The 25708-nt window shown below is 66.0% G+C and carries 19 protein-coding genes; 13 read left to right on the top strand and 6 right to left on the bottom strand.

Annotated features, from left to right (window positions below):
• Positions 1-152 precede the first annotated feature (152 nt).
• The 3 genes from RTI28_RS06545 (at position 153) to RTI28_RS06535 (ending at position 1938) form a co-directional block, all read left to right on the top strand.
• Positions 153-971, top strand: a complete 819-nt coding sequence (locus RTI28_RS06545) for a pyruvate, water dikinase regulatory protein (RefSeq protein ID WP_042124213.1) — start codon at positions 153-155, stop codon at positions 969-971.
• Positions 972-1217: 246 nt separating this feature from the next.
• Complete coding sequence (locus tag RTI28_RS06540) at positions 1218-1616, top strand: carboxymuconolactone decarboxylase family protein (RefSeq protein ID WP_316919695.1); 399 nt, start codon at positions 1218-1220, stop codon at positions 1614-1616.
• Positions 1582-1938: a hypothetical protein gene (locus RTI28_RS06535; RefSeq protein ID WP_316919694.1), complete on the top strand. Its 357-nt coding sequence runs from the start codon at positions 1582-1584 to the stop codon at positions 1936-1938. Before RTI28_RS06540 ends, RTI28_RS06535 begins: the two co-directional genes overlap by 35 nt.
• Before the next feature lie 95 nt (positions 1939-2033).
• On the opposite strand, the gene RTI28_RS06530 is transcribed toward RTI28_RS06535, so the two are convergent.
• Entirely contained in the window at positions 2034-6899 is a 4866-nt protein-coding gene (locus RTI28_RS06530) for an NAD-glutamate dehydrogenase (protein WP_316919693.1), read from the bottom strand.
• 340 nt (positions 6900-7239) lie between these two features.
• Here RTI28_RS06530 and RTI28_RS06525 point away from each other — a divergent pair, with 340 nt between their 5' ends.
• The 10 genes from RTI28_RS06525 (at position 7240) to RTI28_RS06480 (ending at position 20421) form a co-directional block, all read left to right on the top strand.
• Positions 7240-7593 (top strand): hypothetical protein, encoded by a 354-nt coding sequence (locus RTI28_RS06525; RefSeq protein ID WP_316919692.1) that lies wholly within the window; start codon positions 7240-7242, stop codon positions 7591-7593.
• A gap of 328 nt (positions 7594-7921) precedes the next feature.
• Positions 7922-8881: an AAA family ATPase gene (locus RTI28_RS06520; RefSeq protein WP_042124203.1), complete on the top strand. Its 960-nt coding sequence runs from the start codon at positions 7922-7924 to the stop codon at positions 8879-8881.
• A gap of 4 nt (positions 8882-8885) precedes the next feature.
• A complete protein-coding gene (locus RTI28_RS06515) occupies positions 8886-9830 on the top strand; it encodes a DUF58 domain-containing protein (RefSeq protein ID WP_316919691.1) in 945 nt (314 codons plus the stop codon).
• Positions 9827-10321 carry a DUF4381 domain-containing protein gene (locus RTI28_RS06510; RefSeq protein ID WP_316919690.1) on the top strand — a complete coding sequence of 165 codons (495 nt, stop codon included), beginning with the start codon at positions 9827-9829 and terminating at the stop codon, positions 10319-10321. The genes RTI28_RS06515 and RTI28_RS06510 overlap by 4 nt, the downstream gene beginning before the upstream one ends.
• A complete protein-coding gene (locus RTI28_RS06505) occupies positions 10314-11402 on the top strand; it encodes a VWA domain-containing protein (protein ID WP_316919689.1) in 1089 nt (362 codons plus the stop codon). The genes RTI28_RS06510 and RTI28_RS06505 overlap by 8 nt, the downstream gene beginning before the upstream one ends.
• A complete protein-coding gene (locus RTI28_RS06500; protein ID WP_316919688.1) occupies positions 11399-13123 on the top strand; it encodes a VWA domain-containing protein in 1725 nt (574 codons plus the stop codon). Before RTI28_RS06505 ends, RTI28_RS06500 begins: the two co-directional genes overlap by 4 nt.
• The gene (locus RTI28_RS06495) at positions 13120-14739 is read left to right on the top strand and encodes a BatD family protein (RefSeq protein WP_316919687.1); all 1620 of its coding nucleotides are present in this window, start codon (positions 13120-13122) and stop codon (positions 14737-14739) included. The genes RTI28_RS06500 and RTI28_RS06495 overlap by 4 nt, the downstream gene beginning before the upstream one ends.
• 218 nt (positions 14740-14957) lie before the next feature.
• Positions 14958-16199, top strand: a complete 1242-nt coding sequence (locus tag RTI28_RS06490) for an exonuclease SbcCD subunit D C-terminal domain-containing protein (protein ID WP_316919686.1) — start codon at positions 14958-14960, stop codon at positions 16197-16199.
• A complete protein-coding gene (locus tag RTI28_RS06485) occupies positions 16196-19843 on the top strand; it encodes an AAA family ATPase (protein WP_316919685.1) in 3648 nt (1215 codons plus the stop codon). Before RTI28_RS06490 ends, RTI28_RS06485 begins: the two co-directional genes overlap by 4 nt.
• Positions 19840-20421 (top strand): glutathione S-transferase, encoded by a 582-nt coding sequence (locus tag RTI28_RS06480; RefSeq protein ID WP_316919684.1) that lies wholly within the window; start codon positions 19840-19842, stop codon positions 20419-20421. The genes RTI28_RS06485 and RTI28_RS06480 overlap by 4 nt, the downstream gene beginning before the upstream one ends.
• 165 nt (positions 20422-20586) lie before the next feature.
• Here RTI28_RS06480 and RTI28_RS06475 read toward each other — a convergent pair whose 3' ends face one another.
• The 5 genes from RTI28_RS06475 to RTI28_RS06455 all read right to left on the bottom strand — a co-directional run bounded on the left by RTI28_RS06475 (position 20587) and on the right by RTI28_RS06455 (position 25708).
• Positions 20587-20766, bottom strand: a complete 180-nt coding sequence (locus tag RTI28_RS06475; RefSeq protein WP_316919683.1) for a hypothetical protein — start codon at positions 20764-20766, stop codon at positions 20587-20589.
• 118 nt (positions 20767-20884) lie between these two features.
• A complete protein-coding gene (locus RTI28_RS06470; RefSeq protein ID WP_316919682.1) occupies positions 20885-21991 on the bottom strand; it encodes a lactonase family protein in 1107 nt (368 codons plus the stop codon).
• A complete protein-coding gene (locus RTI28_RS06465) occupies positions 21948-22241 on the bottom strand; it encodes a DUF5629 family protein (RefSeq protein WP_316919681.1) in 294 nt (97 codons plus the stop codon). Before RTI28_RS06465 ends, RTI28_RS06470 begins: the two co-directional genes overlap by 44 nt.
• Before the next feature lie 99 nt (positions 22242-22340).
• On the bottom strand, positions 22341-24716 hold the full coding sequence (locus RTI28_RS06460; RefSeq protein WP_316919680.1) for an RND family transporter: 2376 nt from the start codon (positions 24714-24716) through the stop codon (positions 22341-22343).
• Positions 24717-24736: 20 nt separating this feature from the next.
• Positions 24737-25708, bottom strand: a complete 972-nt coding sequence (locus RTI28_RS06455; RefSeq protein WP_316919863.1) for a WD40/YVTN/BNR-like repeat-containing protein — start codon at positions 25706-25708, stop codon at positions 24737-24739.

The following is a 25708-nucleotide window of genomic DNA, read 5'->3' as shown; positions in this document are numbered from 1 at the left end:
GACGCCGGCGAATCCCCCGCGGGACCGGCCGGGCGCTTGTGGCCTGGACCTGGAAAATAAGTGAGAATGCCGACGATGTCGTTACGATGGCGTTCGGCAAACCGAACCTATCATATCCAAGATTCGTCACCAGCTTAAGGCCCATGGCGCAAATGAAACGATCTGCTTTCTTCATTTCCGACGGTACCGGCATCACTGCCGAGACCCTCGGGCAGAGTCTTCTAGCCCAATTCGAGAACATTCCGTTCAACAAGTTCACCCGTCCGTACATCGACAGCGTGGACAAAGCACGGGTCATGGTGCAGCAGATCAACGCCGCCGCAGAGCGCGACGGCGTGCGCCCGATCATCTTCGACACCATCGTCAATCAGGACATCCGCGAGATCCTGGCCACCTCCAATGGCTTCATGATCGACATCTTTTCCACCTTCCTCGCCCCGCTGGAACAGGAACTGACCGCCCATTCGTCGTATTCCGTGGGCAAATCCCACTCGATCGGCGGCAATTCCAACTACATGGAGCGGATCGAGGCGGTCAACTTCGCCCTCGACAACGACGACGGCGCGCGGACCCACTACTACGACAAGGCCGACCTGATCCTGGTCGGGGTATCGCGCTGCGGCAAGACGCCGACCTGTCTGTACATGGCCATGCAATTCGGCATCCGGGCGGCCAACTACCCGCTGACCGAGGACGACATGGAACGCCTGCAACTGCCGGCGGCGCTGAAGAACCACCAGCACAAGCTGTTCGGGCTGACCATCGACCCGGATCGCCTGACCGCCATTCGTCACGAACGCAAGCCCAACAGCCGCTATGCCAGCTTCGCCCAGTGCGAGTTCGAGGTGCGCGAGGTGGAAAACCTGTTCCGCCGGGAGAATATTCCCCATATCAACTCCACGCATTTCTCGGTGGAGGAGATTTCCGCGAAGATTCTGGTGGAAAAAGGCGTGGAGCGGCGCTTCAAGTAAAACAGGCCGGCTTGCCGTGGAAGGACTGCGCAGCGGTCCTTCACATGCGCTGCACCTGCCAGCAGAACCGACCTTCGTTAGCGATATTGCATTACGCCAAAAAAATCTAAGTCCATCCTGTTGTTTCCACGGGGTTTACGCCTTCATTGCCGGGGGCGCCCCGCTGCCGACCCAGGCAGCGCTGCCAGTGAACTAAACTGGATCTGCCTCTGGAGCAGATGCCTCCAGAGCAGCAGGAGGTGTCACATGGCTATTAACGATACCTATCGAGAAATTGAACAGACCCTGGGCCAGGTACCGGAGTGGATCAGGCAGATGCCGGAAGGCGGCGCGAACGGATTCTGGGGCATGGCCCGGGACTTCTGGCTGGCGGATACCCGGATTCCCAACAAGTACAAGGAGTTGATCGGTGTGGCGGTGTCCGGGGCAACCCGCTGCAAGTATTGCGCCCTGTTCCATACCGAAGCCGCGCGCCTGTTTGGCGCAAGCGACGAGGAAATCTCCGAAGCCAGCTTCATGGGGGCACTGACCATGATGGGCAGCACCTTCATCAACGCCCAGCAGATCGACTACGAGCAGTTCCACCAGGAAACGCTGAGTATCGTCCGGTATGTCAAAGATCACTCGCAAGCCAAGGCCGCTTGAGCCATTGCGGGAACCCGCCCTTCGCCAACTGACGCAGGACAAGTTGATTGCAATCACCAGCGGTGGTCCGCGGACCACCGCGCGGTGGCAAGCGGCTGTGCTGCGCGCCATCAGCGAACTGATGCGCTACAGCGACACCGCCCGGGAAGAAGACCAGGACCTGCGCATCCCCTTCGCCAAGGCACTCAATGACCTTTATGCCGGACAGAAGTCCGATGCCGAGTTGACGCAAATGGTGCTGCTGATGCTGGAAGTGGAAACCGCGCCCTTTCTCGGCAAAGGGCCCCAAGCGGGTGCGGCATCCGGGAACGATGACCGCTGAGAGCAAAGCCGTGTTGTAGCGCGACACAACAACCCCGCCGCCAATGAAAAGGCCCCGGCATCACTGCCGGGGCCTCTTCATTTCACCTTACGGGATCAGGACGGCAACACCGTCGACTGCCCGCTCAGCGCCAGATCCACCAGCTCGCGGTTGGCCACCGCGTACATGGCGTAATCGATGCCGGTGGCGGCCCGCAGGTCGTCGAGCATGGCGCGCCAGCGCTCGACCATCACGCGATGCTGCTCCATCCACAAGGCTACCCGCGCGTCCATGTCCTCCGGCGCATCGGCCATCTGCAGCACGGAAATGGTGATCGCGCGCTGCTGCAGGTCGATATCGTCGCGGAAGGCTTCGCGGGCCAGGGCCTGCCAGTTGTTTTCCACGGTCAGGTTGCTGATTTCCTGCAGGTACCAGGTCAGGTCCAGCGCGCTGCCCACGGCAAAGAACGCCTTGGCCACCTGCGCCGGGTCCTGGCCGGTGACATCGGACGCCTCGATGATCGGCAGCAGGGTGTACAGGTGCGTGGTACCCGCCACCATGCGCGCCAGCAGTTCCGGTACGCCAGCCTCGACGAAGCTCTGGTAGCGGGTCTGCCAGCGTTCGCGGGTCGGGCCTTCCAGCAGTTCGTCGAGTTTCAGGCCCAACGCAGCGATCTGCGGACCGAAGTGAGCGACGTCACGGCCGGCATCCTGCTCGTTGCGGCGGCTGCGCAGGAACCAGCGGGTCGCGCGACGACCCAGGCGCATCAGTTCGTCCATCAGGGTCAGCTGGACTTCCGCCGGCACCTGGTAGTCCAGCGCCTCGATCTGACGGAACCAGTGCGGCAGGTGGAAGATGTCACGCACGATCACATAGGCCCCGGCCACGTTCGCCGGGCTCATGCCGGTGGACTCCTTCAGGCGCTGGACGAAGGTGATGCCCATGTTGTTGACCAGGTCGTTGGCGATCTGGGTGCTGACGATCTCGCGTTTCAGGCGGTGACGGCGCATGGCGTCGGCGAACTTGTGCACCAGCGACGGCGGGAACGCGGTTTCCATGTCGCGGGTCAGGTAGTCGTCGTCCGGCACCAGCGACTTGAGCAGGGCTTCCTTGAGATCGATCTTGCTGTAGGAGATCAGCACCGACAGTTCGGCACGGCTCAGGCCCTGGTTGGCGGCGATGCGCTCGGCCAGCTGCTCTTCCGAAGGCAGGAACTCGATCGCCCGGTCCAGCTTGCCGCGACCTTCCAGGTCGGCCATCAGGCGCTTGTACTCGGCGATGCGCTCTTTCGCCCGGCGCGCCGCCAGGGACAGGGCCTGGGTCTGCTTGTAGTTGTTGCCCAGGACCAGCGCGGCGACTTCGTCGGTCATGCTGCCGAGCAGCTGGTTGCGCTGCTTCTCGGTCATGTCGCCAGCCTGCACCACCTCGTTGAGCAGGATCTTGATGTTGACCTCGTGGTCGGAGCAGTCCACGCCGCCGGCGTTGTCGATGAAGTCGGTGTTGGTCGCGCCGCCGTTGAGGCCGAACTCGACGCGGCCGAGCTGGGTCATGCCCAGGTTGCCGCCCTCGCCCACCACCTTGCAGCGCAGCTCGTTGCCGTTGACCCGCAGGGCGTCGTTGGCCTTGTCGCCGACATCGGCGTGGCTTTCCGCGCTGGACTTGACGTAGGTACCGATACCGCCGTTCCACAGCAGGTCCACCGGCGCCTTGAGCAGGGCGTTGAGCAGCTCGGTCGGGGTCAGCTTGTCCGCCTCGATCGCGAAGCGCTCCTTCATTTGCGGGGTGATGGCGATGCTCTTCGCGCTGCGCGGGAAGATACCGCCACCCTCGGACATGATGCTGGTGTCGTAGTCGCTCCAGGCCGAACGCGGCAGGTCGAACAGACGCTTGCGCTCGGCGAAGCTGCTGGCCGCATCCGGATTCGGGTCGATGAAGATGTGCAGGTGGTTGAAGGCCGCGACCAGTTGCAGGGTCTCGGACATCAGCAGGCCGTTGCCGAACACGTCACCGGCCATGTCGCCGACGCCGACCACGGTGATGTTGTCCTTCTGCACGTTGATGCCGCGCTCGCGGAAGTGGCGCTGCACACCGACCCAGGCGCCACGGGCGGTGATGCCCATCTTCTTGTGGTCGTAGCCGGCCGAGCCGCCGGAAGCGAAGGCGTCGCCGAGCCAGAAGCCGTAGTCGATGGCGATGCCGTTGGCGATGTCGGAGAAGGTCGCGGTGCCCTTGTCCGCCGCCACCACCAGGTACGGATCGTCATCGTCGTGACGCACCACGTTGGCCGGTGGCACCACGCCGCCGTCCTTGAGGTTGTCGGTGATGTCCAGCAGACCGGAGATGAAGATGCGGTAGCAGGCGATGCCTTCGGCGGCGATGTCGTCACGGCTGCCGCCCAGCGGCAGGCGACGCGGCAGGAATCCACCCTTGGCGCCGACCGGCACGATCACCGAGTTCTTCACCTGCTGGGCTTTCACCAGGCCCAATACTTCGGTACGGAAGTCTTCCTCGCGGTCCGACCAGCGCAGGCCGCCGCGGGCGACGTTGCCGAAGCGCAGGTGCACGCCCTCGACCCGTGGCGAGTAGACGAAGATCTCGAAGCGCGGCACCGGCTTGGGCAGCTCGGGGATCAGCTTGGGATTGAACTTGAAGCTGAAGTAGGACTTGTTCTGGCCCTTGGCGTCCGGCTGGTAGAAGTTGGTGCGCAGGGTGGCCTTGATCAGGTCCAGGTAGCGCCGCAGGATGCGGTCTTCGTTGAGCACCTGGACGTCGTCCAGGGCACTGAGGATCGCCTGCTCCAGGCGCTGCTGCTTGTCTTCCAGGTCTTCGCTGGTGAGCTTGCGCGCCAGGTAGAAGCGGGTCTTGAACAGCCGGGTCAGCTCGCGGGCGATGTCGGTGTGGTTGTTCAGGGTGCTGGCGATGTAGCCGAGGTCGAAGCCCAGACGGATCTGCTTCATGTAGCGCGCATAGGCACGCAGCAGGGCAACGTCGCGCCACGGCAGGCCGGCGGTCAGCACCAGGCGGTTGAAGGCATCGTTTTCCGCATCGCCGTTGACGATATGGACGAAGGCGTCCTGCAGGGTGTCGTTGAGCTGCTGGATATCCAGGTCCAGGCCTTCGCTGTAGGTGAAGGCGAAGTCATGGATCCAGAACTCGCGGCCATTGCTGTGACGCAGGCGGTACGGGAACTCGCCGAGCACGCGCAGGCCGAGGTTTTCCAGGATCGGCAGGACATCGGACAGGGCCAGCGGGGTATCGGCGTGGTACAGCTTGCAGTGCAGGCTCTGTTTGCCGGTCTGGGTCAGCGGCTGGTAGAAGCTCATCACCAGCGGCTTTTTCTCCGACAGGGTGAGCAGGTGCTGCATGTCGACCACCGCCGAGTGCGCGGCGAAACGCTCGCGGTAGCCGGCCGGGAAGCCTTTCGGGAAGTCGGCCAGGACGTTGGTGCCCTGGGCTTCGCCGAAGCTCTCGACGGTGAGGCTGGCGTAGTCGTCCTGCCACGAACGGCAGGCCTGGATCACTTCGTTTTCCAGCTGCTTGGGATCGATATCGATGCGGTTCTTCGGATCGACCCGCAGGATCAGTTGCACCCGCGCCAGCACCGACTCGGAGAAGAAGGTCCAGAACTCGCAGTCGCTGGCCTTCAGGCGCTCCATCAGCACCTGCTGGATCTTCTGCCGCACTTCGGTGGAGTAGATGTCGCGCGGCACGTAGGCCAGGCAGTAGCAGAAGCGGCCGTACGGATCCTTGCGCAGGAACACCCGGATCTTGTTGCGCTCCTGGATCTGCACGATGGACATGACGGTGGTGAACAGCTCGTCCACCGGGGTCTGGAACAGATCGTCGCGCGGCAGCACTTCGAGGACCTGGGCCAGTTCCTTGCCCAGGTGGGCCTTCGGATCGAAGCCGGAACGGCGCTCGACTTCAGCGACCTTGTCGCGGATGTACGGGATCTGGCGGACGCTTTCGCCGTACACCGCGGAGGTGTACAGGCCCATGAAGCGGCATTCCTTGATGACCTTGCCGTCGGTGTCGAGCTGGCGGATCGATACGTAGTCCGGGTAGGCCGGGCGGTGCACGCGGCTCGGATGGGCAGCCTTGGCGAAGGACAGCAGCAGCGGCTCGTTGAGGTAGCTGACCGCGTAGTCCTCGATGCGCAGGTCGTCGGCGGTGAGGCCGGTGCGCAGCAGGCGGGCCAGGCCGAGGAAGGACTGTTCGTCATAGGCCAGGTGGCCGCCCTGGGCATCGCCCTTGACCACGAACTCTTCGTAGCCGAGGAAGGTGAAATGGTTGCCCACCAGCCATTCGAGGAAGCTCTGGACCTCGGCCTTCTCGCCTTCGACCGCGGCGTACGGGGTCTGCTCGACCAGCGCCAGCAGGTCGCGAACCTTGGCCTTCATCGGCTCGAAGTCGGCCACGGCGACCCGCACTTCGGCCAGCACCTGGGTCAGTTCGTGGGTCAGCACGGCGAGTTCGGCGTTGTTGGCGCAACGGTCGATCTCCAGGTACATCAGCGATTCCTGGAGCACGCCCTCGCCCTGGGTACCTTTGGGCAGGATCTCCAGCAGCTCGCCGGCCGCCCCGCGACGCACGCTGAGCACGGTGGTCTGCAGGGTGTGGATGCTGTAGCCGCGGCGGTTCAGCTCGGTGCGCACCGAGTCCACCAGGAACGGCAGGTCATGGTGCAGGACTTCCACGGCGGTGTGGGTCGACTGCCAGCCATGACGCTCGTAATCGGGGTTGTAGACGTTGACCTGGGGCTGGTTGTGGTCGAAGCGCTCGATGATGCGCCAGGCAGAGAGGGTGCAGCCGACCAGGTCGGACAGGCGCCGCTGGGTGAGTTCGTCAAGAGAGATGATGCCGAAGAACTGCTCGGCGAACAGCGCCACTTGTGGCAGTGCCTGCTCGCTGATGTGCTGCCCCAGGGCCGCTTTCAGTTGATGCTGGAAGTCGGCTTTGCTGGCTGCGGTGAAAAACGCCATCTGTGGTACTCCGCTTGGGCTTTGTTATTGGGTGAAGCGTCGCGCGTGTCCGCTTTATCCCGCATCAACCATAGTCAATGGCGGGCAAAACGGTGGGGAATGCTAAAGAGCGGCTGCCGGGCTGACCGAACGGTCACACCGGGAATGGACGTCTGCAAAAACCACTGGCGCGGCAGGCGACTGCGTCTTTGCGGAGGTCCATCGACATCGCAGCTTAACGACAGCCCCCCGCCCCTGCTTGCGATGCTGCGACATATTCGGACAACGAGGAGCAACCCGTGATTTATCCGCCCGGCAAAGACTGGCAAACTCGCGTTTCAATTCTCCTATCGAGCCCGCCATGCAACTGACCTCCGCGCTGATCTTCGCCAACCCGGCCGACGACGAAGAAGACAATCTCGCCACCCTGGGCAGCAACAGCACCAAGGGCGAGCTGTTCATCATGAGCCGCTATCCGGACGAGGACGATATCGACCTGCTGCTGGACGAGGAAGGCGATACCCTGCGCGACATCAAGGTGACCCTCAGCGCCACCCGCCTGCTGATCGAGACCGCGCCGGGCGCAACCGACCTGTTCGGTGGCGATGACGTGCTGGAGATCAGCCTGGAGAATGCGCTGGGCGACCTGGATGAGGTGGAGCAGGCGCTGAAGGTGATTCTCAAGGACATCGGCACCTTCGTCAGCGAGCGCTGAACACCTCGAGCGCGCGCCGCGGTCAGTGTGGGAGCGGATTCATCCGCGATCGGGCGCGAAGCGGCCGTAAAACCGCTATCCCGGTTGTGTCAGGCAGACTCGGGACTCAGGTTTTACGACGGCTTTGCCGCCGATCGCGGATGAATCCGCTCCCACACTGAGCCCGACGCCCTCTCGATTGCCGACCAGGAGTTTGCCCTCGACACCCCTGCCCCTGAAGATTTTCCCCCGCCACCGTTAGTCGGCAGGCCCCCGGATGGATTAAAGTATCCGCCTCTGCCCGGACGCTGCACGCCAGCCCGGAGCCTCATTCCAGGAACCGTCGACGATGGAACACCGTGAAGCGCTGATCGCGCTGCGCACCTTTCTTTCAACCCAGATCCTTGGCCAGGAAAAACTGGTCGAACGCCTGCTGATCGTGCTCCTGGCCGACGGCCACATGCTCGTCGAAGGCGCCCCCGGCCTGGCCAAGACCAAGGCCATCAAGGAACTTTCCGACGGTATCGAGGCGCAGTTCCATCGCATCCAGTTCACCCCCGACCTGCTCCCGGCGGACATCACCGGCACCGAGATCTATCGCCCGGAAACCGGCAGCTTCGTGTTCCAGCAGGGGCCGATCTTCCACAACCTGGTGCTGGCCGACGAGATCAACCGCGCCCCGGCCAAGGTCCAGTCGGCCCTGCTCGAAGCCATGGCCGAGCGCCAGGTCAGCGTCGGTCGCAGCACCTACGAGCTGTCGCCGCTGTTCCTGGTGATGGCGACGCAGAACCCCATCGAGCAGGAAGGCACCTACCCGCTGCCGGAAGCCCAGCTCGACCGTTTCCTCATGCACGTCAAGATCGGCTTCCCCGACGCCGCGGTGGAGCGACGCATTCTGTCGCAGGCCCGCGGCGAAGCGCTGCACGGCGAGACCAAGCCCGAGCGGCGGGTCAGCCAGCAGGCGATCTTCGCCGCGCGCAAGGAAATCCTCGGCCTGTACATGGCCGACGCGGTGGAGGAGTACCTGGTGCAACTGGTCATGGCCACACGCAACGGCGCCAAGTACGACGCCGAGCTGGGCGACTGGATCGCCTACGGCGCCAGCCCGCGCGGCTCGATCGCCCTGGACCGCTGCGCACGGGCGCATGCCTGGCTGGCCGGGCGCGATTTCGTCAGCCCCGAGGACATCCAGGCGGTGCTGTTCGACGTGCTGCGCCACCGCATCATTCTGTCGTTCGAGGCCGAAGCGGCCGGGATCGACCAGGACCGGGTGATCCAGCGCATCCTCGACGTCGTCGCCGTCGCCTGAACCCATGCCCAGTCAACTGTTGGCCGAGCCCGGCATCCGCATCAGCCTCGCCGAGCTGATCGAGATGCGTCATCGGGTGCGCGAGGTCCGCATCTTTTCCGCCCCCGGCCAGCGCAGCCCGCTGGTCGGCCTGCACCATTCGCGGCTGCGCGGGCGCGGCGTGGATTTCGACCAGGTGCGCGTGTACCAGGCCGGGGACGACGTGCGCAACATCGACTGGCGGGTCACCGCGCGCACCCAGGAGCCGCACACCAAGCTGTTCCACGAGGAGCGCGAGCGGCCGATCTTCATCATGGTCGAGCAGAGCCGGCGACTGTTCTTCGGCTCCGGGCTGATGTTCAAGTCGGTCCTCGCCGCCCAGGCCGCGGCGCTGTTCGGCTGGGCCGCGCTGGGCCACAACGACCGTATCGGCGGCCTGGTCTTCGGCGACAACGAACACCACGAGATCAAGCCGCGGCGCAGCAAGCAGAGCCTGCTGCAACTGCTCAACCGCCTGGCCCGGGTCAACCAGGCGCTGCATACCGAGGCCGTGCCGCAAGGCGACAACCTCGGCATCGCCCTGCGCCGCGCCCGCGAGGTGCTGCGCCCGGGCAGCCTGGCGATCATCCTGTGCGACGAGCGCGCCCTGAACCCCAGCGTCGAGCAGCAACTGAGCCTGCTGTCGCGACATTGCGACCTGCTCCTGCTGCCGCTCTCCGACCCCCTCGACCACGCCCTGCCCGCCGCCGGCCTGCTGCGTTTCGCCCAGCGCGGCGCGCAACTGGAGCTGGACACCCTGGACAGCAACCTGCGGCAGAGCTACCGCCAGCAGAGCGAGGCGCGCATCGAGCGCTGGGAAATGCTCGCGCAAAAACTGCGGGTAGTGCTGATGCCGCTGAGCACCCAGAGCGAGATGATCGAGCAGTTGCGCGAATACCTCGATCCGCAACGGGCGGGCAAACCGCGATGAATCCACTGGCGCAACTGCAACCGCTGATCGCCCCAGCACCGATCAGTGCCTGGCCACCGGCCCCGGGCTGGTGGGCGCTGCTGCTGATCCTGCCGCTGCTCGGCTGGGGCGCCTGGCGCCTGCGCCACTGGCGGCCGCGCCAGGCCCCGGTGCCGCGCGCCGAACAGCCGCTGGACCCGATCCGCGTCGCCGCCCTGGCGGAACTGGCGCAACTGCCCAAGCCCTACGACGGCGCGCCGGCCGGCGCCTGGCTGCAGCAGATCAACGCGCTGCTCAAGCGCCTGTGCCGCAACCATTACCCGGACAGCCACAGCCACACCCTCAATGGCCGCAAATGGCTGGCCTTTCTCGACAACCGCTGCCCGGCCGCCGGGCTGACCCGCTGGATGATCCTCGTCGAGGGCACCTACAAGCCCGAGTGCCGCCTCGACGACAAGGCCATCGCCGGGCTCAACCAGGCGGTCGAAACCTGGATTCGCAAGCATGTTTGAACTGGCCTGGCCGTGGGTCTTCGCCCTGTTGCCGCTGCCCTGGCTGGCGCGCCTGCTGCTGCCGGCGGCGGACAGCGGCGAGCCGGTGCTCAAGGTCAGCTTCCTCGACGAACTGGAAGGCCTCGCCGGACGCCGCGCACGCCTCAACCTGCCGACCTGGCGCCAGCAGGCACCGTTCGTGCTGGTCTGGCTCCTGCTGCTGTGCGCCGCGGCGCGTCCGCAGTGGCTCGGCGAGCCGTTGCCGGTTGCCGCCAGCGGCCGTGACCTGCTGGTGGCGGTGGACGTTTCCGGCTCGATGGATTTCCCCGACATGAACTGGCAGGGCGAGGAAGTCAGCCGCCTGGCCCTGGTCAAGGAACTGCTCGGCGATTTCCTGCAGCAGCGTGAAGGCGACCGGGTCGGCCTGATCCTGTTCGGCAGCCAGGCCTACCTGCAGGCGCCGCTGACCTTCGACCGGCGCACCGTGCGCAGCTTCCTCGACGATGCGCAGATCGGCATCGCCGGCAAGAACACTGCGATCGGCGACGCCATCGGCCTGGCAGTGAAGCGCCTGCGCCTGCGTCCCACCGACAGCCGCGTGCTGATCCTGGTCACCGACGGCGCCAACAACGGCGGGCAGATCCACCCGCTCACCGCGGCGCGCCTGGCCGCCCAGGAGAGCATCCGCATCTATACCATCGGCATCGGCGCCAGCGCCGAGGAAAGCGGCACCCTCGGCCAGCTCGGCCTGAATCCGAGCCTCGACCTCGACGAAGCCTCGCTGCGCGAGATCGCCCAGATCACCCATGGCGAATACTTCCGGGCCCGCGATGGCGCCGAACTCAAGACCATCGGCGACACCCTCGACCTGCTCGAACCGGTGGAGCAGCAACCGACCCAGGCCCGCACCGCCGAGGCACTGTATGCCTGGCCGCTGGCCGCGGCGCTGCTGCTGAGCATCGCCCTGGTGATCCGCGAGCGCTGGCCCGATCACCTGCTGCAACGTCTGCTGCAGCGCCTGCTGCGACGCCCGGACTTCCTCCAGCCGCACCCGGAATGGCGCCAGCGCCTCAAGCGCCTGCGCCTGCGGAGGCGCCGATGAGCGAGGTCCTGCCGCATTTCATGCGTCCGCTGTGGCTGCTGACGCTGCCGCTGTTCGGCTGGCTGCTGTGGAAGCTCTGGCACCGGCAGAAGCGTGCCGGCCGCTGGCAGATGATCCTGCCGCCGGCCTTCCATGGCGTGCTGCTCGGCGGCGGCAGCGGTCACGCCAGCAAACTGCCCTGGATCGCCCTCGGCCTGGCCTGGCTGCTCGGCGTCCTGGCCCTGCTCGGGCCGAGCTGGCAACGCCTGGAGGAAACCCGCCAGCGTCCCGCCGATCCGCTGGTGATCCTCCTCGAACTGACCCCGGCGATGCTCGCTGAAGACAGCCCGCCGACCCGCCTGGAGCAGGCACGACGCAAGATCATCGACCTCCTCGAGCACCGGCGCGACAGCCAGACCGCCATCGTCGTCTACGCCGGCAGCGCGCACACCCTGGTGCCGCTGTCCGACGACCTCAGCACCAGCCGCAACCTCCTCGAAGCCCTGGAGCCGGGGATCATGCCGCAACCGGGGCAGCGCGCCGACCTTGCCGTGCGCAAGGCCCTGGCCCTGCTCGCCCAGGGCGCACTGGGCCAGGGCCGGCTGCTGCTGATCGCCTCGGCGCTGAGCGATGAAGAACGCCAGGGTATCGCCCAGGCGCTGAACCGCGACGGGCCCGACCTGTTGATGCTGGGCGTCGGCAGCGCCGAGGGCGCGCCGGTGAAACAGGCCAATGGCGAGCTGCTCAAGGACGCCGACGGCGCGATCCTCGTGCCCAGGCTGGACAGTTCCAGCCTCAAGCGCTTCGTCGCCGAGTTCGGCGGCCGCTACCGTCACGCCCGCATCGATGACCTCGACCTGCGCGGCCTCGGCCTGTTCGACAAACCGAAAGCCCTGGGCAACGACGGCCAGACCGTGCAGCTCGATACCTGGGCCGACCAGGGTTACTGGCTGCTCCTGCCGCTGCTGGTGCTGGCCGCCTGTGCCGGGCGGCGTGGCTGGTTGTTCTGCCTGCCGCTGCTGTTCTGCCTGCCGCAGCCCGCGCAGGCCTTCGAGTTCAGCGACCTGTGGCGGCGTCCCGACCAGCAGGGCCAGCATCTGCTGAAGAAGAAACGCCCAGCGGAGGCAGCGAAACATTTCCAGGACCCGCAATGGAAAGGCTGGGCCCTCTACGAAGCCGGCGACTATGCCGGCGCGGCGCGCCAGTTCGCCCTCGACGACAGCGCCAGCGGTCACTACAACCGCGGCAATGCCCTGGCCCGCGGCGGCGAACTGGAAGCGGCGGCGGATGCCTACGAAGAAGCCCTGGAACGCCAGCCCGACCTGCAACCGGCACTGACCAACAAGGCCCTGGTGGAGCAACTGCTGCAACAGCGCCAGCAGCAACAGGCGCCGCCGCCCGAAGAGCCGCAGGCGGAAACCCCGCCACAGCCGGGCCAGCCGATTCCCGGCGAGAACAGCGACGACGAGCAGCAGAGCAGCGAGCAGCATGAGGCCGGGCAGACCGCCGATGAGCCCGCGCAGACGCAGGATCAGGCAGCCAGCCAGACCCCGCAGACCGCCGCCGACAGTGACGACGAGTCCGTCACCCGGCCGCCGCAGCGCCCCACCGGCAGCACGCTCGACGCCGAGCAGCGTCAGGCCCTGGAACAATGGCTGCGGCAGATCCCGGACAATCCGGCACAATTGTTGCGGCGCAAATTCTGGTACGAACAGCAACAACTTCAGGAAACCCATCGATGAGCCGCGTCTGCGCCTTCGTCTTCAGCCTTTTCTTCGTCGTACCGGCCCTGGCCCAGGAGCTGCTGGCCAGCGTCGACCGCAGCCACCTGAGCACCGCCGAGACCCTGGAACTGACCCTGGAAATCCGCGATGTCACCCAGTTCGGCAAGCCGGACCTCGCGCCGCTGCAGGCGGATTTCGAAGTCCGCGGCACGCGCCAGCTCAACAGCCTCAACACCCTCGACGGACAGAACGAAGCCACCACGCGCTGGGTCGTGACCCTGATGCCGCGACGCGCCGGAACCTTGGAAATCCCCGCGCTGCACCTCGGCGAACTGCACAGCGAACCGATCCAGCTGCAGGTCCAGGCCGCCGACGACACCCCGGTCACCCTGCTCGCCCCGGTGTTCATCGAGGCCAGCCTCGACCAGAGCAGCGTCTATGTGCAGGCCCAGGCGGTGCTGACCCTGCGCATCTACCATTCGGTGTCGCTGTACGACGACAGCAGCCTCAGCCCGCTGCAGCTCGACGGGGTGAAGATCGAACCGCTGGGCGAGTCGCGCACCTACGAGAAGCTGATCAATGGCATCCGCCATGGCGTGATCGAGATGCGCTATGCCCTGTATCCGCAGCAGAGCGGCGAAGTCACGGTGCCGGCCCTGACCTTCAGCGCCACCAGCGCCGGTACCGACAGCGAGCGCTCCGACGCCGCCGGCAACAGCCAGGTGCGGGTCGCCTCGCGGGAGCTGCCGCTGCGGGTCAAGCCGATTCCCCTTGGCTACCCGGCCGGCGCCCCGTGGCTGCCGGCGCGCAGCCTGACCCTGGAAGAACACTGGAGCCCCGACCCGACGCAGACACCGGTCCAGATCGGCGACTCGCTGACCCGCGGGGTCACGGTCAAGGCCGAGGGCCTGTCCAGCACCCAGCTGACGCCCCTGCCCGGCATCGAGGTCAACGGCTTGCGCCGCTACCCGGACCAGCCGCAACTGCGCAACCAGATCGACGAGCGCGGCTTGATCGGCAGCCGCGAGGAACGCGAGGCGCTGGTTCCGACCCACAGCGGCAGCTTGGAACTGCCGAGCCTCGAAGTGGTGTGGTGGAACACCCGCGAGGACCATCTGGAACACAGCAGCTTGCCGGCGCGCAGCCTGAACGTGCAGGACAATCCGGCGCTGAGCGCGGACACGCCGAGCGTGGTCACGGACCAGGGCAGCCGGCTGCTGTGGCCCTGGCAACTGAGCACGCTGCTGCTGGCGTTGACCACCATCGCCGGTTTCGCCCTGTGGTGGCGCGCCCGTTCGCAGCCGGCGGTGGCCCGGGCGATCCAGGCCGGCCCCAGCCCGCGCACCTTGCTCGACGACCTCAAGCGCGCCTGCCAGGCCAACGACCCGCAGGCCACCCGCCAGGCCCTGGACGCCTGGGCCCGGCAGCAGCCGCAGACCCTGGCCGACATGGCGGCGCGCTTCGTGCCGTTGTCGGATGCGCTGGACGGGCTGAACAGTGCGCTGTACAGCGAGGCCGGGCAGTACTGGCAGGGCGAGGACCTGTGGCGGGCGATCAGCACCATTCCGGCGGCGGAACAGGCGCAGCCGACGCAGGGCGAGAATGGCAGCCTGCCGCCGCTGTACCCCAAATAACCCGACGGTTTAGCACGGTACCGTAGGAGCTGGCTCGCCTGCGAAGGACCGCAAAGCGGTCCCTGATTGCCTGACTCTGGGTCGGGAACCGGGACCGCTTTGCGGTCCTTCGCAGGCAAGCCAGCTCCTACAGCACTACCCCAGCCCGGATAAAACCTCGCAACATTCAGGTACCATACCCGGCTTTATCTCTCGCCCAGATCACCCCGGGACTACCCATGCGTCTGTTTCACACCTCCGACTGGCATCTGGGGCAAACCCTGCACGGCCAGGAGCGCGATTTCGAACATGCCTGCTTCCTCGACTGGCTGCTCGGCCAGCTGAAGCTGCGCCAACCCGATGCCCTGCTGATCGCCGGGGACGTCTTCGACACGGTCAACCCGCCGGTCAAGGCCCAGGAACGCCTCTACGACTTCATCGTCCAGGCCCACGAGCAGCAGCCGGGGCTGACCATCGTGATGATCGCCGGCAACCACGATTCCGGCTCGCGCATCGAGCTGCCCGCCGCGCTGATGCGCCGCCTGCGCACCCACGCCCTCGGCCGCGTGCAATGGCTGGACGACGGCGAACTGGACGCCGAGCGCCTGCTGGTGCCGCTGAGCAACGCCAAAGGCAAGGTCCAGGGCTGGTGCCTGGCCCTGCCCTTCCTGCGTCCGGCGGAAGTCACCGGGGCGCTGCTCGGCGACGATTACCTGCGCGGCATCGCCCAGGTCCATGAAAAACTCATCGCCGCCGCCCTGGGCAAACGCCAGCCGAAGCAGGCGCTGATCGCCATCAGCCACGCGCACATGGCCGGCGGTTCGGTGTCCGAGGACTCCGAACGCAGCCTGATCATCGGCAACGCCGAGGCCCTGCCCGCCAGCCTGTTCGGCAGCGAGATCGGCTACGTCGCCCTCGGCCACCTGCACAAGCCGCAGCAGGTCAACGGCGAGGAACGCATCCGTTATTGCGGCTCGCCGATCCCGCTGTCGTTCTCGGAAATCAACTACCCGCACCAGATCCTCGAAATCGAGTTCAAGGGCGCCAGCCTGGTCAGCGTCGAGAGCCGGCGCGTGCCGCGGGCCGTGGCCCTGCAGCGGGTCGGTCCGGCGCCACTGGCCGAGGTGCTCGTGCAGTTGACCGAGCTGCCCGAACCCGACCTGCTCGACGACCCGCAGCGCCAGCCCTGGCTGGAGGTCCGCGTGCAACTGGACGAGCCGCAACCCGACCTGCGCCAGCAGATCGAGGCCGCCCTGCAGGGCAAGGCCGTGCGCCTGGTGCGCATCGCCGCCGAGTATGCCGGGCGCGCCACTGCCGAGGGCGATGACGACGAGCGCCTGATGGAACTGAGCCAGCTGCGTCCCGAAGACCTCTTTGCCCGCGCCTGGGAGCAGAGCTACGGCAGCATCGCCGACGAGCGGACCCTGGCCGATTTCGCCCTGCTCCTGCAGGAAGTCCAGCAAGAGGAGGAGCCGGTATGAAGATCCTCGCCATTCGCCTGAAGAACCTGGCCTCGCTGGCCGGTCCCTTCGAAGTCGATTTCACCGCCGAACCGCTGGCCAGCGCCGGCCTGTTCGCCATCACCGGACCTACCGGCGCCGGCAAAAGCACCCTGCTCGATGCCCTGTGCCTGGCGCTGTTCGGCACGGTACCGCGGCTGGACAACATCGGCCGGGAAACCAAGGTCCCCGATGCTGACGGTGAAATCCTCACCAACGACCCGCGCACCCTGCTGCGACGCGGTACCGGCAGCGCCTTCGCCGAGGTGGATTTCGTCGGGATCGACGGCCGCCGCTACCGTGCCCGCTGGGAAACCAACCGCGCCCGCGACAAGGCCAACGGCAAGCTGCAGGGCAGCCGCCAGAGCCTGCACGACCTGGACAGCCAGCAACTGCTGAGCAACCAGAGCAAGCGCGAGTACGAGCAACTGATCGAAGCGCGCCTGGGCCTCAACTTCGCCCAGTTCACCCGCGCGGTGATGCTGGCCCAGAGCGAGTTCAGCGCCTTCCTCAAGGCCGACGACAAAGAGCGCAGCGAACTGCTGGAAAAGCTCACCAACACGGCGATCTACAGCCAGTTGGGCCGTCGCGCCTTCATCAAGGCGCGGGAAGCGAAAGACGCGCACGACACCCTGGAGCGGGACGCCAGTGGTGTCCTGCCGATGAGCGAGGAGGATCGCGCCGCGCTCGATGACAACCTCGCCGCCGCCCAGCAGCGACTCAAGGACGAACAGGCGCAACAACGCCAGCTCGAACAGCAGCGCAACTGGCTCAACGAGTTGCAGGCCCTGCAGGTGCAACAGCGCAGCGCTGCCGAAGCCCTCGCCACTGCCCGCCAGGAATGGGAACAACTGGCCGGCGAACGCCTGAACCTGACCCGCCTGGAACAACTGGCGCCGCAGCGTCACCAGTTCGCCCGGCGCCAGGATGTGCTGAACCAGCTGACGCCGCTGGCCGTCGCACTGCAACAGCAGCGTCACCAGCAAAGCGCACTGGGCGAGCGCCAGACGCAACTGGAGCAGGCCCTGAACGCGGCCCGCGAAGCCCTGGCCGCCGCCCGCGAACAACAGCACGACAACGCCCCGCACCTGCGCGAAGCCTTCAACATCCAGAACAACCTGGCCCGCCTGGACCAGGACCTCAAGCGCGATCGCGACGCCAGCCAGCAGGCGCAACAGGCCTGCACAGATGGCCAGGTGCAGTTGGCGGCGCTGATCGAACACCAGCAGCGCCACGAACAGACCCTGGCGGCCATCGGCGCTCAGCTGGAGCAGAGCGCAGCGCTCGCCGACCTCGGCGGCTCCTGGAATGCCTATCGCGGTCAGTTGCAGCAGGTGATGCTCACCGCCAATCGCCTGGGCAAGGGGCGCGAAGAGCTGCCGGCCCTGCAGCAACGCGCCGAAACCCAGGCCCGCCAGTGTGCGGAGCTGCGCAATGCGCTGGAGCTGCTGTTCAAGGAAGCCGACGCCGAGCCCCAGGCCCTCGCCGAACAGATCGGCCTGCTCGGCACCCTGTTGCAGGACAACCGCAAGCTGCAGCGCGGTTTCGAATCGCTGGCGCAGTTGTGGAACCGCCAGCAGGAAGTCGAACAGCGCCTGCACGCCCTCGGCGAACGCCAGCAGGCCGCCCAGCAGCAACATACCGAGCTGATGGCCGCCGGCCTGCAGGGCAAGCAGGAAAAGATCGCCGCCGAACAGGCCCTGACCCTGACCCGCCAGTTGCTCGAACGCCAGCGCCTGGCCCGCAGCGCCAGCGTCGAAGAACTGCGCGCACAGTTGCAGGACGAGGAGCCCTGCCCGGTCTGTGGCAGCCTGGAGCACCCTTATCACCAGCCGGAAGCGCTGCTGGAGAACCTCGCCCGTCACGATCAGGACGAGGAAGCCAACGCCCAGCGCGCCGTCGACCAGCTCAACCAGAAGCTCGACGACCTGCGTTCGCAGCTCGGCAGCGTCAAGGGCCAGCTCAAGGAATACCAGCACCAGCAGGAGCAGTTGAACGCCCAGGTCCAGGCCCTGGCCCCGGAACTGCAGGGCCACGCACTTTATCCACAGCTGGCCGAACACGATGCCGCCGCACGCAGCAAATGGCTCGACCTGCAACTGCGCCGACTGAACGACGATATCGCCCGCGACGAGCAGCGCCAGAGCGCCCTGCTCAGCCTGCAACAGGACGCCACGCGCCTGCAGCACGAACTGCAGCAGGCCAGTGAAGCCAGCCAGCAGGCGGCCCTGCAACTGAACCAGCAACTGGATGCCCTGGGCAGCGACGAACAACGCCTGCAGCAGGACCTGGCACCGTTCGCCAGCCTGCTGCCGGCGGAGATCTTCGCCGCGCTGCAAGAGGATCCGGCGCCGACCTTCCTCGACCTCGACCAGCGCCTGAGCGCGCGCAAGCAGTTGCTCGAGCAGCAGCAGGACGAGCAGGAAGAACTGGCGCAGCGCCTGAAGCAGCGGGAAAGCGACGACGCGAAACAGCAGGAACGCCAGCGCGCACTGGACAAGCTGCAACAGCAACTCGTGGCCCTCGAAACCCAGCAGCAACAGGCCCGCGAGGCGCTCGGCGCACTCATCGGTGAACACCGCGACGCCGAACACTGGCAGCAGCAACTGGAGCAGGCCGTGGAACAGGCGCGCGCCGCCGAAACCACGAGCAACCAGCAACTGCAGGAAGCCCGTACCGAAGCCGCGGCCCTCGCCAGCGAACTGAAGGCGCGGGAAGAACAGCACCTGGCCCTCGACCAGGAGCGCCAGCAACTGGAGGCGGCCATCGGCCAATGGCGCGAGGCCCATCCGGAACTGGACGAACAGGGACTGGATGCCCTGCTGGGCATGGACGACGAGCAGGTCGCACAGTTGCGCCAGCGCCTGCAGGCGGCGGAAAAAGCCGTGGAACAGGCCGGTGTACGGGTGCAGGAGCGCGACGAGCGGGTGCAGCAGCACCAGGCGCTGAACCTCAGCGAGCGCTCCCTCGACGAACTGCAGGAGGCCCTGCTCGCCAGCCAGCAGCAGCTGGAACAACATGAGCACCAGTGCGCCGAGCTGCGAGCGCAGCAGGCCGAGGACCAGCGTCGCCAGCAGGCCAGCCAGGCCCTTGCCGAACGCATCGGCGAAGCGCGGGAGAACATGCTGCGCTGGGGACGCCTGAACGACCTGATCGGCTCTGCCAGCGGCGACACCTTCCGCAAGATCGCCCAGGGCTACAACCTCGACCTGCTGGTGCATCACGCCAACCATCAGTTGCGCCAACTGGTCCGGCGCTATCGCCTGAAACGCGGTGGCAGCCAGCTCGGCCTGCTGGTGCAGGACACCGAGATGGGCGACGAACTGCGCTCGGTGCATTCGCTGTCCGGTGGCGAGACCTTCCTGGTTTCCCTGGCGCTGGCACTGGGGCTGGCGTCCATGGCATCGAGCACGCTGCGCATCGAATCGCTGTTCATCGACGAAGGTTTCGGCAGCCTCGATCCGGAATCCCTGCAACTGGCGATGGATGCCCTCGATGGCCTGCAGGCCCAGGGGCGCAAGGTCGGGGTGATCTCCCACGTCCAGGAAATGCATGAGCGGATCGGCGTGCAGATCCAGGTGCGGCGCCAGGGCAATGGCCTGAGCACCCTGGAGGTCAACGGATGATCCTGTATTCCTTCCGCCGTTGCCCCTATGCCATGCGCGCGCGCCTGGCCCTGCGCTATGCGGGGGTTGCGCTGCGCATCGAGGAAGTCAGCCTGAAGGCCAAGCCCGCCGAGATGCTGGCGCTGTCACCCAAGGGCACGGTGCCGGTGCTCGACCTGGGTGGGCGGGTGCTGGAGGAAAGCCTGGAGATCATGCGCTGGGCGCTGGAGCAGAATGATCCGCAGGACTGGCGGCTACAGGGCGATGTGCGGATCGACGAACTGATCGCGCGCAATGACGGCGAGTTCAAGGTGCACCTGAACCACTACAAGTATGCCGAGCGCTATCCCGAGCATTCGCGGGAGCACTACCGGCAGCAGGCGGAGGGGATTCTTGCCGACCTGGAACGGCGGCTCGGCGCGCAGCGTTACCTGCTGGCCGAGCATCCGAGCCTGGCCGATGCCGCCCTGATGCCGTTTATCCGCCAGTTCGCCGGGGTCGAACCGCAGTGGTTCGCCGAGGCACCCTACCCGCGCTTGCGCGCGTGGTTGCAGGGCTGGCTGGACTCGGAGCTGTTCAGGGCAATCATGGCCAGATAAGCCACCTCGATCAGTGTGGGAGCGGATTCATCCGCGATTGGGCGCGAAGCGGCCATAAAACCTGAGTCCCGAGTGTGTCAGGAAAACCTGGGACTTAGGTTTTACGACGGCTTCGCCGCCGATCGCGGATGAATCCGCTCCCACACTGATCGTCGCGTTCTTGGCTCAGTGGCTGGCCTTGTGATCCAGCGCCGCATAGAAGTTGGCGCTCTGACGCAGGTATTCGGTGGTGTAGCTGGGCGTGGCGGCCTTGCGCTCGTTCAGCTCGACATGAGCATTGGCGGCCTGGACCACGGAAGCGGAAATGGCAGAAGCGGCGATCACGGGGAAGAGATTGAAGTTCATCGGTCTGGCCTCGAAAACGTTGAGTTGAAGAGCCGTCTGGCTTGGGTTCAAAACTACGCCGCTGCCGCCACCGGGAAAAATTCATTGCACCAGTAACGACTATCGAGGCCATCGATAGTCAGTCGATGAACTTCAGGTCCGAAGGCGAGGCCTGACTGAATGTCTGCACCACCTCCCCCAGCTTGCCGCTGTCACGATCGCGGCGGATCACCACGATTTCAGCGCTTTTCTGATTTGCTACCAACACGAACGCCTGCGACGGGTCGAGCGCGAATTCCCGTGGGTGGTCGCCTTCCACGGAGCGCCGCTGCAGCAGCTTCAATCCACCATCGACCGGATCGATGGCGAACACCACCAGCTCGTTGGCCGTCCCGCGATTGCTGGCATACAGGAAACGCCCGTCCGCCGAGGCATGCAGCGCACCCGCCGCCCTGGCCCCGGGATCGCTGCTGCCGGTCAGGGGGACCGTGTCGCGCAGGGTCAGGCGGCCGTCCTGGTAATCGAACACCGCTACCGCCGCGCTCATTTCCAGGGTCAGCCAGGCATGCCGGCCATCGGCGCTGAACAGCAGATGCCGCGGCCCGCTGCCGGGCGGCAGCGCCACCGAAGCGAAGGCTTCAAGTGGCTGGGCCTTGTCGCCGTCATAGCGATAGGCGAAGACCCGATCCGCACCGAGGTCACTGGCGAACACATAGCGACCATCCGGCGACGACACCATGGAATGCACATGCGGCGTCGCCTGGCGTTCAGCATCGACCTTGCTCGCGGCATGCCGAACCTGCTGCACCGGCTCGCCCAGGCGACCATCGGCCAACACCGGCAGCACGGCAAGATTGCCGCCCTCGGCAGTGGAGCCGCCGTAGTTGGCGACGAACAGGAAGCGCCCGTCATGGCTCAGGCTGCTGTGGGTCGGTTCAGCGCCGCCGCTGCTCACCTGGTTCAACGCGCTCAAGCCATGCTGCCGGTCCAGGCTGAACGCCGAAACCCGCCCTGGGGCCTGCTCGTTGACCGCAAACACCTGGCGCGCATCGACGGACAGGGTCAGCCACGACGGATTGCGGGTCGCCACGACCTGCAACGGCGGCGCCTCGATGCGTCCAGCGCTGAAGCGGTAGCGGTAGAGGCTGTCGGTGTAGCTGCCCACCAGCAGTTCATGGCCTTGCGCGGTCAGGCTCATGGCACTAGCGATCAGCAGGCTCGGCAGCGCTTTCATCGTCGTCTTCATCTTCTTCCGAGGCGCGCAGTGCGCTCAGGCACACCAGGCGGTGCTCGCCGCTGTCGCCGGTGATCAGCCAGTCACCGCCCTCGGCACGGGCCGCGTCGATCTGCGCGAGGGTGAAGGTCCAGCGCTTGAGGGCACGGCCATCCATGCATTCGATGCGCAGGCCGCTGTCATCGAAGACGAAGTCGAAGGCGTGCAGGCCGTCGATCAGCAGCATGTCGCAGGCTTGCAGGGCGTGGGAAAGGGTGGTCATCGGAGAACTGCCATGGCGAAGGAAAGGCGCAATGATAGCCCAAATGCAGCGCGGGCCAGACGTTGTGACGTCTGGCCCGCGGCAGGGTTCCCGACAGGATCAGTGGGCGAAGATCGAGTTGCCCTTCTGCCCGGCGAGCTTCTCCGGCTTGATCAGGAAACGCGCCAGCGCCGGCAGCAGCCACAGGGCGCCGAACATGTTCCAGAGGAGCATGAAGGTCAGCATCAGGCCCATGTCGGCCTGGAACTTGATCGCCGAGAAGATCCAGGTGCACACGCCGATGGCCAGGCACAGGCCGGTGAACAGCACGGCCTTGCCGGTGGAGCGCAGGGTCTCGTAGTAGGCCTCCTGCAGCGGCAGGCCGGCGCGCAGGAAACTCTCCAGGCGGCTGTAGATGTAGATCCCGTAGTCCACACCGATCCCCACGCCCAGGGCCACCACCGGCAGCGTCGCGACCTTGACGCCGATGCCCATGAAGGCCATCAGGGCGTTGCCCAGCACCGAGGTCAGCACCAGCGGCAGGACGATGCACAGCGTCGCGGCGAAGGAGCGGAAGGTGATCATGCACATCACCGCCACGCAGATGTAGACCAGGATCAGGATGGTCAGCTCGGCGGACTTGATCACGTCGTTGGTCGCCGCCTCGATGCCCGCGTTGCCCGCGGCCAGCAGGAACTCCAGGCCCTCGCGGTTGTGCGTGTCGGCGAACGCCTTGACCGCCTTGACCACGCCGTCGAGGGTCTCGGCCTTGTGGTCGTTGAGGAACACCAGCACCGGCGCCAGCGAACAGTCGGCGTTGTACAGGCCGTCGGCGCGGGAGACCGAGGTGTTCAGCACTTCAGGGTTGCGCGACAGGCTTTCCCATTTCAGGTTGCCCTCGTTCATGCCCTTGATCATCTGCTTGGACACGGTCACCAGGGAGATCGCCGACTGCACGCCGGGGGTGTTCTCCATGGTCCACATCAGCTCGTCGATCGGCGCCATGGTCTGGTAGGCCGAGCAGCCTTCGGTCGGGGTCTTGACCATCACCACCAGCACGTCGGAACTGGTCGAGTAGTTGTCGATGATGAAGGCGTTGTCGTTGTTGTAGCGCGAATCCGGACGCAGCTCCGGGGCGCCCTGGTCGAGGTCGCCGATCTTCAGGTTCTGGCTGTACCAGAGGCCGCCGCCGAAGGCCAGCAGGGCCAGGACGATGGACACCGGGGCCACTTTGGCGCTGGCAAAGTTCGACAGCAGGCGCCAGAACGGGTGCTCGCGGGTCGCGTCGCGCTTGCTGCGCTCGATCGCCTTCTTGCTGATGCCGACATAGGAAATCGCCACCGGCAGCAGGATCAGGTTGGTGAAGACGATCACCGCGACACCGATGGAGGCGCCGATGGCCAGTTCGCGGATCACCCCGATATCGATGATCAGCAGGGTGATGAAGCCCACGGCGTCGGCGAGGATGGCGATCATCCCCGGCAGGAACAGCTGGCGGAAGGTCCGCCGCGCCGCGGTCAGGGCGTTGTCGGCGCCGCTGGACTGCAGGGCGATGCCGTTGATCTTCTGCACGCCGTGGGAAATGCCGATGGCGAAGATCAGGAACGGCACCAGCATCGAATACGGGTCGATCCCGAAGCCCACCACATGCATCAGGCCCAGTTGCCAGACCACCGCCACCAGGGTGGTGACGAGCACGGCGATGGTGCTGCGGATACACCAGGTGAACCAGTACAGCAGGATCCAGGTGATCACCAGGGCGATACCGAAGAAGCCCACCACCATCATCAGGCCGTCGATCAGGTCGCCGACCTTCTTGGCGAAGCCGACGATGTGGATCTTCACGTTGGGGTTCTGCGCCTGGTACTTGTCGCGGATCTTCTCTTCCAGCTGGTGGGAGAACTGCTGGTAGTCCAGCTTGATCTGCTTGCCCGGGTCCTGCGGGTCCGGGTAGGACTCCTGCAGCGGCACGTCGACGATGCTCGACTTGAAGTTGTTCGCCACCAGACGGCCGATCTGCCCGGACTTGAGCACGTTGTCGCGCAAGGCATCGAGGCTTTGCTGGGAGCCGTTGTAGGTGTTGGGGATCACTTCGCCGCCGGAGAAACCTTCCTCGGTCACTTCGGTCCAGCGCACCGCCGGGCTCCACAGCGACTTCAGGCCCGAGCGATCGACGCCAGGCACATAGAAGACCTCGTCATGGATCTGCCGCAGGGTCTCCATGTAGTCCTTGTCGAAGATATCGCCGTTGACCGCTTCCACCGAGATGCGCACGGTGTTGCCGAGGTTGGCCAGGTCATTGCGGTGCTCGAGCATGTTCTGGATGAACGGATGCTCCAGCGGGATCATCTTCTCGAAGCTGGTGGACGGACGGATCAGGGTGGCCTGCCAGAACAGGAAAATGCTCACCAGCAGACAGATGGCGATCACTGCCGGGCGGTTGTTGAAGATCAGGCGCTCGAGCACAGTCGGCTTGTCCTGATGGTGTTGATTCATGCTGAACGACTCCCGAACGGTCATGGTTGCGCCCTCTCGGCACCGGTGGCGGCGGCGAAATGAGCGCCGCCCTGCCCCACCAGGATCAGATTGCCGTCGGACAGGCCACTGGCACCCGCCAGGGCCAGGCGGTCGGCCCGGTTGAAGACGTTGAAGGTCACGCCGTCGTCGCTGCTGCGCAGGACCGTGCCGCCGTTCCCCACCAGTACCAGACTGCCATCATCGAGAAGCGTAGCGTTTGACAGGCCAAATTGAAGTGGTCCGCGCGCGGCCTGGAGTTCGATCTGCTCCCAGGTGTCGCCGAAGTCGGTGGAACGGTACAGGTTGGCGCGCAGACCGTAGGCCAGCAGGGTGCGCGGTTGCGCGGTGCCGATCACGCCGAAGAACGAGCCCTCGTAGGGGCTTTCGACTTTCTGCCAGGTCTGGCCGTCGTCGCCGGAGCGGAACAGGGTGCCCTGCTCGCCGACGATGAACAGGCCGGCGTCCTTGACCCGGGCGATGCCGTTCAGGTGCAGCTGGTCGGGGTTGTCGAGGCGCTCGCTGACGTCCTGCCAGTGCTGGCCGCCGTCGCTGGTTTCGAACATGGCGCCGTAGGCACCGATGGCCAGGCCGTGCTGCGGGTTGTCGAAGCAGACATCGAGCAGCGGCGCTTCGCGGGAGAGGTCTTCGAACTGCTTGCTCCAGGTCGCGCCGCCGTCGCTGCTGGCGAGGATCTGCGCGTCGTGGCCGACCGCCCAACCGTGCTTGTCGTCGACGAAGGTCACGGCGGTGAGCAGTTGCCGGGTCGGCACCTTGGCCTGGGTCCAGGTCTTGCCCTGGTCATCGGAGAAGAGGATATGACCGCGTTCGCCGACCATGACCAGGCGCGCGCCGGCCCTGGTCACGTCGAGCAGCAGGCCCTTGTCGGCCTTGGTCGAAAGGCTCGACCAGACTTCGGCTTCAGGTGCCGCGGCGGTGGTCGCCGCTTCGACGCTGTTGGTCCACAAGCCCAT

Origin of the sequence: Pseudomonas sp. zfem002 (genome assembly GCF_032621685.1) — a bacterium.
In the GTDB taxonomy this organism is placed as follows: Bacteria; Pseudomonadota; Gammaproteobacteria; order Pseudomonadales; family Pseudomonadaceae; genus Aquipseudomonas; species Aquipseudomonas japonica.
The sequence above is the reverse complement of the archived record's forward strand: the minus strand, read 5'-3'. Positions and strand labels throughout refer to the sequence as shown.